Source organism: Streptomyces sp. adm13(2018), from assembly GCF_008042145.1.
Classification (GTDB): Bacteria; Actinomycetota; Actinomycetes; order Streptomycetales; family Streptomycetaceae; genus Streptomyces.
The window spans coordinates 22,554-29,397 of sequence record NZ_RDBH01000013.1; the positions used below are offsets into that span (position 1 = coordinate 22,554).

Annotated in this window: 6 protein-coding genes; all 6 read right to left on the reverse strand. The window is 73.3% G+C overall.

Annotation, left to right across the window (positions count from 1 at the left end; all coding sequences use genetic code 11):
* Genes EAO70_RS01160 through EAO70_RS01185 form a run of 6 tightly spaced genes read right to left on the reverse strand, consistent with a single transcriptional unit; the run spans window position 1 to window position 6,825 of the window.
* Window positions 1-648: a PIG-L deacetylase family protein gene (locus EAO70_RS01160; protein WP_148001164.1), complete on the reverse strand. Its 648-nt coding sequence runs from the start codon at window positions 646-648 to the stop codon at window positions 1-3.
* Entirely contained in the window at window positions 645-1,460 is an 816-nt protein-coding gene (locus EAO70_RS01165) for a glucose-1-phosphate cytidylyltransferase (RefSeq protein WP_148001165.1), read from the reverse strand. The genes EAO70_RS01160 and EAO70_RS01165 overlap by 4 nt, the downstream gene beginning before the upstream one ends.
* Window positions 1,457-2,692, reverse strand: a complete 1,236-nt coding sequence (locus EAO70_RS01170) for a class I SAM-dependent methyltransferase (RefSeq protein WP_148001166.1) — start codon at window positions 2,690-2,692, stop codon at window positions 1,457-1,459. The genes EAO70_RS01165 and EAO70_RS01170 overlap by 4 nt, the downstream gene beginning before the upstream one ends.
* The gene (locus EAO70_RS01175) at window positions 2,693-3,967 is read right to left on the reverse strand and encodes a glycosyltransferase family 4 protein (RefSeq protein WP_148001167.1); all 1,275 of its coding nucleotides are present in this window, start codon (window positions 3,965-3,967) and stop codon (window positions 2,693-2,695) included.
* A gap of 7 nt (window positions 3,968-3,974) precedes the next feature.
* Complete coding sequence (locus EAO70_RS01180) at window positions 3,975-5,222, reverse strand: O-antigen ligase domain-containing protein (RefSeq protein WP_148001196.1); 1,248 nt, start codon at window positions 5,220-5,222, stop codon at window positions 3,975-3,977.
* A gap of 43 nt (window positions 5,223-5,265) precedes the next feature.
* On the reverse strand, window positions 5,266-6,825 hold the full coding sequence (locus EAO70_RS01185; protein WP_148001168.1) for a right-handed parallel beta-helix repeat-containing protein: 1,560 nt from the start codon (window positions 6,823-6,825) through the stop codon (window positions 5,266-5,268).
* Window positions 6,826-6,844: the final 19 nt, after the last annotated feature.

Sequence of the window (6,844 nt, forward strand, 5' to 3'; positions counted from 1 at the left end):
TCATTCCCCCAGGTCGAGAGTGAGTTTGGTGACGGCGAACGCCTCGGCGTAGCGCGCGTGGCATTCGATACCGCGGATCCGGGCCAGGCCGAGGAAGGCCTCCCGGTCGTACCAGGGACGGTGCCGCTGCGAGGGGTAGTGCTCCAGCAGCAGCCGGACCTTCTCCTCGGCCACCTCCGGCGCCAGCGGCTGGTACGCCGACGGACGGCCGAGGTCGCCGTCCCACTTGACGATCTCGTAGCCGAGCACGAGATGGTCGCGGAACGCGGTGGGAAGCAGCCGCGCCAGACCGCGGTGGTCCTGGTGCGCGTCGTCGGTCCGCGGCGCGAGGATCAGGTCCGGGTCCGTCCGGGCCCGCAGCTCCTCGACCGCGGCCTTGGCCTCCTCCCAGTGCGCGGGCAGCCGGCCGTCCGGCAGCTTCAGCACCGTCAGCCGCAGATCGGCGCCCGGGCAGAACGCGGCGAGCGCCGCCCGCTCCTCCTCCTCGCGCTCCCCTCCGCCGCCGGACAGCACCAGCGCGTCGACCCGCAGCCCCGGCCGCGCGCGGCACAGCGTCAGCAGCGTGCCGCCGGCGCCGATGGCGATGTCGTCGCAGTGCGCCCCCACCGCGGCGATCCGGTCGACGGACCGGGCCCCGAGCCGGATCACGCGGTCGCCGCCTTCGACCAGGCGCCCGCGGCGGCACGGTCCCGCTCCCATACGGCCCACGGCCGGTCGCCCCGGGTGTAGGCGGCGTCGAGGGCGGCCCGCTCCTTCACGGTGTCGGTCGGCTTCCAGAACCCCCGGTGCCGGTAGGCCAGCAGCCGGCCCCGCTTGGCCAGCCCGGCACAGCCGTCGGCGACCAGGTCGCCGCCCTCCGGTATGTGGTCGAAGACCTCCTGGCGGAGCACGAAGTAGCCGCCGTTCTCCCACAGCGGCATGTCGCTCACCGCCGTGATCCCGCCCACCAGGCCGTCCTCGCCCAGGTCCACGCAGTGGAACGAGGACTGCGGCGGCACCACCATCATCGACGCGCCAGCGTCGCGCCGGGCGAACCGGTCGATCATCTCCGGCAGCGGGGCGTCGGTGAGCACGTCGGCGTAGTTGGCGAGGAACATCTCGTCGCCGTCCAGGTGGTGCCGCACCCGGCGCAGCCGCTCTCCGATCGGCGACTCGATGCCGGTCTGCGCGAACGTGATCGTCCAGTCCGCTATGTCGGTGGACAGCAGCTCGGTCCGGCCGCCCCGCAGCACGAAGTCGTTGGACGTCGTCTCCTCGTAGTTGAGGAAGAAGTCCTTGATGTGGTGGGCCCCGTAGCCCAGGCACAGGATGAACTCCTTGTGCCCGAAGGACGCGTAGTAGCGCATGACGTGCCAGATCAGCGGACGCGGGCCGACCATCGCCATCGGCTTGGGGATGTCGTCGGAGGACCCGCTGCGCATCCGCAGTCCGTAACCGCCGCAGAACAGGACGACCTTCATCGCTTCACCTCGACGATGCTCAGTTCCGGGATGGGGAAGACCAGGCGGCCGCCCCAGGCGTGCACGAAGGACAGCTGCTCGACCAGCTCGTCCCGCAGGTTCCACGGGAGGACGAGGACGTAGTCCGGCCGGTCGGCGGCGATCTGCTCGGGCGGCAGGATCGGAATGCGGGTGCCCGGGGTGTACCGGCCGTGCTTGTAGGGGTTGCGGTCGACCGTGTACGGCAGCAGGTCGGGGCGGATGCCGCAGTGGTTGAGCAGGGTGTTGCCCTTGCCCGGGGCGCCGTAGCCGACGACCGTCTCGCCGCGCTCCGCCGCGTCGATCAGGAACCGCAGCAGGTCGCGGCGGACCTTCGCCACCCGCGCCGAGAACTCGGTGTATCCGGACAGCTCGCGCAGTCCGGCCGCCTTCTCCCGGTCGAGCACCTCGGCCACCCGCCCGCTCGGCTCCCCGGCCACCTCGGCCGGCCGGGCCCACAGCCGGATCGAGCCGCCGTGCGTGGGCAGCAGCTCGACGTCCACCAGGCTGAGGCCGCCGCTCTCCAGCGCCCGGGCCGCGGACGCGACCGTGTAGTACTGGAAGTGCTCGTGGTAGATCGTGTCGTACTGGTTCTCCTCGATCAGGGTCAGCAGGTGCTGCACCTCGATCGAGACCCAGCCGTCGTCGGCCACCAGGGCGCGCAGGCCCTGGGTGAACCCGACCACGTCCGGGATGTGCGCGTACACGTTGTTGGCCACGACCAGGTCCGCCGGGCCGTGCTCGGCGCGGACCGCCGCACCCGTCTCCGGGCTCAGGAACGCCGTGAGCGTGGGCACGCCCGCGTCCCGCGCCGCGGCACCGACGTTCACCGACGGTTCGACGCCGAGGCAGCGGATCCCCCGGTCCACCACGTGCTTCAGCAGGTACCCGTCGTTGCTCGCGACCTCCACCACGAAGGAGTCCGGGCCGAGGCCCACCCGCCGCGCGGCGTCGGCGACGTACGTCCGCGCGTGCTCCACCCAGGAGGTGGAGAACGACGAGAAGTACGCGTACTCGCTGAACGTCTCCTCCGGTGTGATCAGCGGAGGTATCTGAGCCAGCCAGCAGCCGGTGCAGACCCGCAGGTGCAGCGGGTACGCGGGCTCCGGCATGTCCAGGGCGTCCGCCGCGAGAAAGCTCTCGCACGGCGGGGTCGCCCCCAGGTCGACGACGCTGGTCAACGCCGCCGAGCCGCAGAGTCGGCATCGTGTCATCTACTTCCCCCCATCTCCGCTCGCGCGGGAGCCCCGCGACGAGCCGGCTTCTTCGTTCCCCACCGGCGGCGGGGTGTGCCCGCCGCCCGACCGCACCGCGATCGCGGTGCGGTACTCCTCCTCCAGGCGCGCGAGGCCGACGGCGGGGCTGAACCCCCGCTCGTACCGGCGCCGGGCCGCCCGGCCCATCGCCTGGTTGCGCTCCGGGTCCTCCGCGACCGCGCGCAGCCGGGCCGCGAGCGAGCCCGGGTCGCCGGGCCGGTGCAGCATGCCGGTCACCCCGTCCTCGACGAGCTCGACGAAGGCGCCGTGCGCGGCGGCGACGGCCGGGACCCCGGCCGCCATCGCCTCCGCGACCACCAGGCCGAAGGTCTCCATGGCCAGCGAGGGCGCCACCACGGCCACCGACCGGGCGACGGCCCGCCGGCACTCCGCCGGGTCCCACAGGCCCGCGTACCGCACGTCCTCCCGGCCCGCCGCCCAGGCGGTCACCTCGCGCTCCAGCGGCCCGGCCCCGGCGATCACCAGCGGCAGGCCGACACCGCCCGCCGCGGTGAGCTCGTCCCACGCGGCCATCAGCAGCCGGACGCCCTTCGTCTCCGCGAGACGGCCGAGGAAGAGCAGCTGATCCCCGGCGCCCGTCCGCAGCACCCCGGGGTCCGGCACGAAGTTGTGTTTCACCGCCAGCCGTTCCGACGGCATGCCGGACCGGACCAGGACGTCGCGCTGCGCCGACGAGATGCAGAGGAACCGCTCCACACCGGACCACCAGCGCCGCCGGTTGACCGCCAGGCTGACCGCGAGCGGCACCGTCGCGAGCCGGGAGTCCCGGTAGCAGCCGTGCCGCACGGCGGGCAGCGACGCCGCCGACCCGACGCACTCGGTGCACTGCCGGCCGTCGCGGTGCAGCGTGCCGGGCGGGCAGACCTGGGTGTAGTTGTGCAGCGTCGCGACGACGGGCACGCCCGCGTCCGCGCAGGCGGCGAGCACCGAGGGCGACAGCAGCGGGAACACGTTGTGCACGTGCACCACGTCCGGCGGGTCGGCGCGCAGCCGGTCGGCGAGCTCCGTACGCGTCGCCGGGTTCCACGGCACCAGCAGCGGCACCGCCACCTTGCCCAGCAGCGAGCGCGCCGCGATGTCGTCGCTGCGCCGCTCGAACACGTCGACCCGGTGGCCGGCCGCGCGCAGCAGCCCCACCTCCTCGTCGACGACCCTGTTCTCCCCGCTCGGCTGCGCCGACGAGTAGCGGTTGTGGACCACAAGGACATGCATGCTCAGGTCACCTCCTGGCCCGCAGCGGGCCGCGCCGGCGGGTGATGTCGTACGTCGGAAGGGTCGGGGCCGCGGCGGGCGCCGCGAGGAGCGAGGCCGCGAGGGCCAGATGCAGCAGATAGGCCGAGGCGTCGCCCAGGCCGACCTCGGTGTACGAGGAGATCCCGCAGTAGCCGATCAGGAAGATCGCGCAGGCCCTCGGCAGTGACGGCTGCCGCAGCAGCGCGACACCGCCGAGCACGAGGACCGTCGCCGCCACCAGGGTCACGCCGAGCAGACCCTGCTCGTCGTAGACCGCGAGCCAGCTGTTGTCGATCGGCAGCCCGTCGAAGGACTTGTCGCCCAGACCGGTGCCGAACACCCGCTCCCCGACCGTCCGGGGCTCCGCGAGGAGCGCGTCCCAGACCTTGGCGCGGCCGGTGAGGTTGGCGAAGTTCTCCTGGCTCTGCCCGCGCAGGAACCACGCCCGCAGCGCGGAGCTGAACACCACCGCCGCCACCGTGGCGCAGAACACCGCCCAGGCGAAGAACCGGCGGGCAGCGGCGCTGGTCAGGAAGAGCGAGCCGATCGCGAGCACCAGACCGATCAGCAGACCGAGGGTCGCCGTCCGGGTGTGGGTCATCGCGAGCAGGACGAGGGACGGCACGATGACCACCGCCGCGCCGGCGCCGGTGGTCCGGCGGCCCAGCAGGAGCAGCACGGTGAGCCCGATCGCCACCGCGGCGTACTGCCCGATCTGCGGCGGGGTGAGCGGCCACAGCGCGCCGACCAGCCGCCCGCCGTAGTACTCGGGCATGGCGGTGGCGGGGGAGACCACCAGGCCCGCGGCCACCAGCACCAGGACCGCGAAGTACATCCGCACGTGGTACCGGACGAACGTCAGGGTCCCGTCCCACCACCGGCTGAGCAGCCACAGCGTGCCCACGAAGAGGGCGAACCGGGCGCACCGGAACAGGGCGCCGTAGGCCGCCTCCTGCTGCACACTGCCGATCAGGCTCGGCACGAGCAGCAGCGTCAGCAGGAACACGAAGGCGCTCGGCCGGATCCGCAGCCGCGGATTGAGCGCCAGGGCCAGCGCGAACGCCGCGACCAGCGCGCCCATGGTCGCCATCTGGATCAGCGAGCGGGGGATCGCCACGACGGTCTTCGCCCCCGCCGAGCCGAGCGTGTTGAGACCCAGCAGCGCCCAGACGACACCGACCGCCTTCGGTGTGCCGCCGGTGCGCGGCGCGGCCGCGCCGCGCGCGCCCGGCACGCCCGACTCCGACGGCCGCTCGTCCCTCAGGTCCTCGTGCACGTCAACCACCGGTCCCGGGGGCGAAGACGCTGCCCGCGTCCTGCCGGTACGGCGCGCCCTGCCACTGCCCGGGGCGCAGCACCCGGCCCGGGTCGCCGGCGAGGAAGCTCCACGGCCCGCGGTAGACGTTGCCGTGCCAGCGGTTCCCCTGGCGGAGGGTGATCGCCTCGGCCACCCGCCGGCCCTGGTACGGGGACCAGTCCGGCGCGCCGCCCTCGTTCGCGAACACCGCCATCCGCGCGCACTCCGCCCCGCAGCCGACGACCGACGGGTCGAGGGCGAAGCGGTTGTCGTGGATGTCGACCCGCTGCGTCTTCCACCGGCAGTCCGCGTAGAGCGGGGCCCTCGCGATCGCGGGCGGTGCGCAGCTGCGGGTGTCCTTCACCAGCAGGGTGCAGTAGCCGGTGGACGTGTTCGCCGGGCTGTTGCAGAACCGGTCGGCGTTCTCCCACAGGGTGATCCCGTTCCAGTTGTCCTCCAGCACGTTCCCGTGGATCTCGATCCGGTCCGTGCGGGCCGGGATCCGCGGCTCGCCCCCGGCCTCGGAGACGTAGACGGTCGCGTACGGGAAGTCGTCGCCGTCCTCCGCGTACGCCCGTCCCTCGACCCAGTTGTTCCGCCTGATCGTGTTGTTCCGGATGACCGCGTTGTAGCTGGTCTCGTACATCAGCGCGGCACCGTCGTTGGACTCCAGCAGGTTGTCCTCGAAACGGAAGTCGTTGTTGTTGTTGTCCGCCCACAGCCCGGTGCCCCGGTTGCCGTGCACCCAGTTGCCGCGGACGTCGGCGCCGTCGACCGCCCAGAACTTGACGCCCCCGGTGCAGCCGCAGCCCGGCCGCCGCCGCTCCCAGTCGTCGGTGTTGTTGCCGGTGATCTCGTTCCCCTCGACCACGAGCCCGCGGATCGAGTCACCGGTCTTGTACGCGTTCATGCCGTACTGGCCGTTGTCGCGCAGGCAGCTGGCCCGGAGCCGCTGCCGGGCGCCGGCCATCAGCCCCGCACCGGAGTTGTACTGGATCGTCGTGTGCTCGATCAGCCAGCCGTCGGCCATGTCGTGGTTGACGACTCCCTCGTTGTGCGGCGCGACGAAGCGCTCCACGGTCAGATGGCGGACGGTGACGTCCCGGGCGGTCCCGCCGAACGCGTACTGGTTGACCTTCCGCCCGTCCAGCACCGCGCCCGGAGCACCGAGGTAGCGGTTCCCCTCCTTGGCGATCACCTGCGCGTAGGCGTCGGGCTCCAGCCGGTGCCTCCCGGGGCGGAGCCAGAACGTGGTGTGCGGCGGGTACTGCTCGGTCTTCGCCGCCAGGTCGCCGACGACGGCCGGATCGACCGTCACCGCGCCCGCCGGCGGCGTCGCCGGGCCCGCCGCGGGACGGTCGCAGACCCGGGCGCGGGGCACGGCGCTCGCCCCGCGGGCCTCGGACGGCGGGCGGGAGACGGGGGAAGCGGGGGAGGAGGACGCGGCGGGTGCCCCGGACCCGGCGGAGGGACCGCCCGGCCCCGACGGCGTGCCGGAGCAGCCGGTCGCCACCAGCGCGACCAGCGTCAGCGGTGCCACCGCCCGTACCCCGTACCGC

Coding starts and splice junctions, on each gene's coding strand:
- EAO70_RS01175 (WP_148001167.1), bottom strand. CDS start 3,967: ATGCATGTCCTTGTGGTCCACAACCGCTACTCGTCGGCGCAGCCGAGC.
- EAO70_RS01165 (WP_148001165.1), bottom strand. CDS start 1,460: ATGAAGGTCGTCCTGTTCTGCGGCGGTTACGGACTGCGGATGCGCAGC.
- EAO70_RS01170 (WP_148001166.1), bottom strand. CDS start 2,692: ATGACACGATGCCGACTCTGCGGCTCGGCGGCGTTGACCAGCGTCGTC.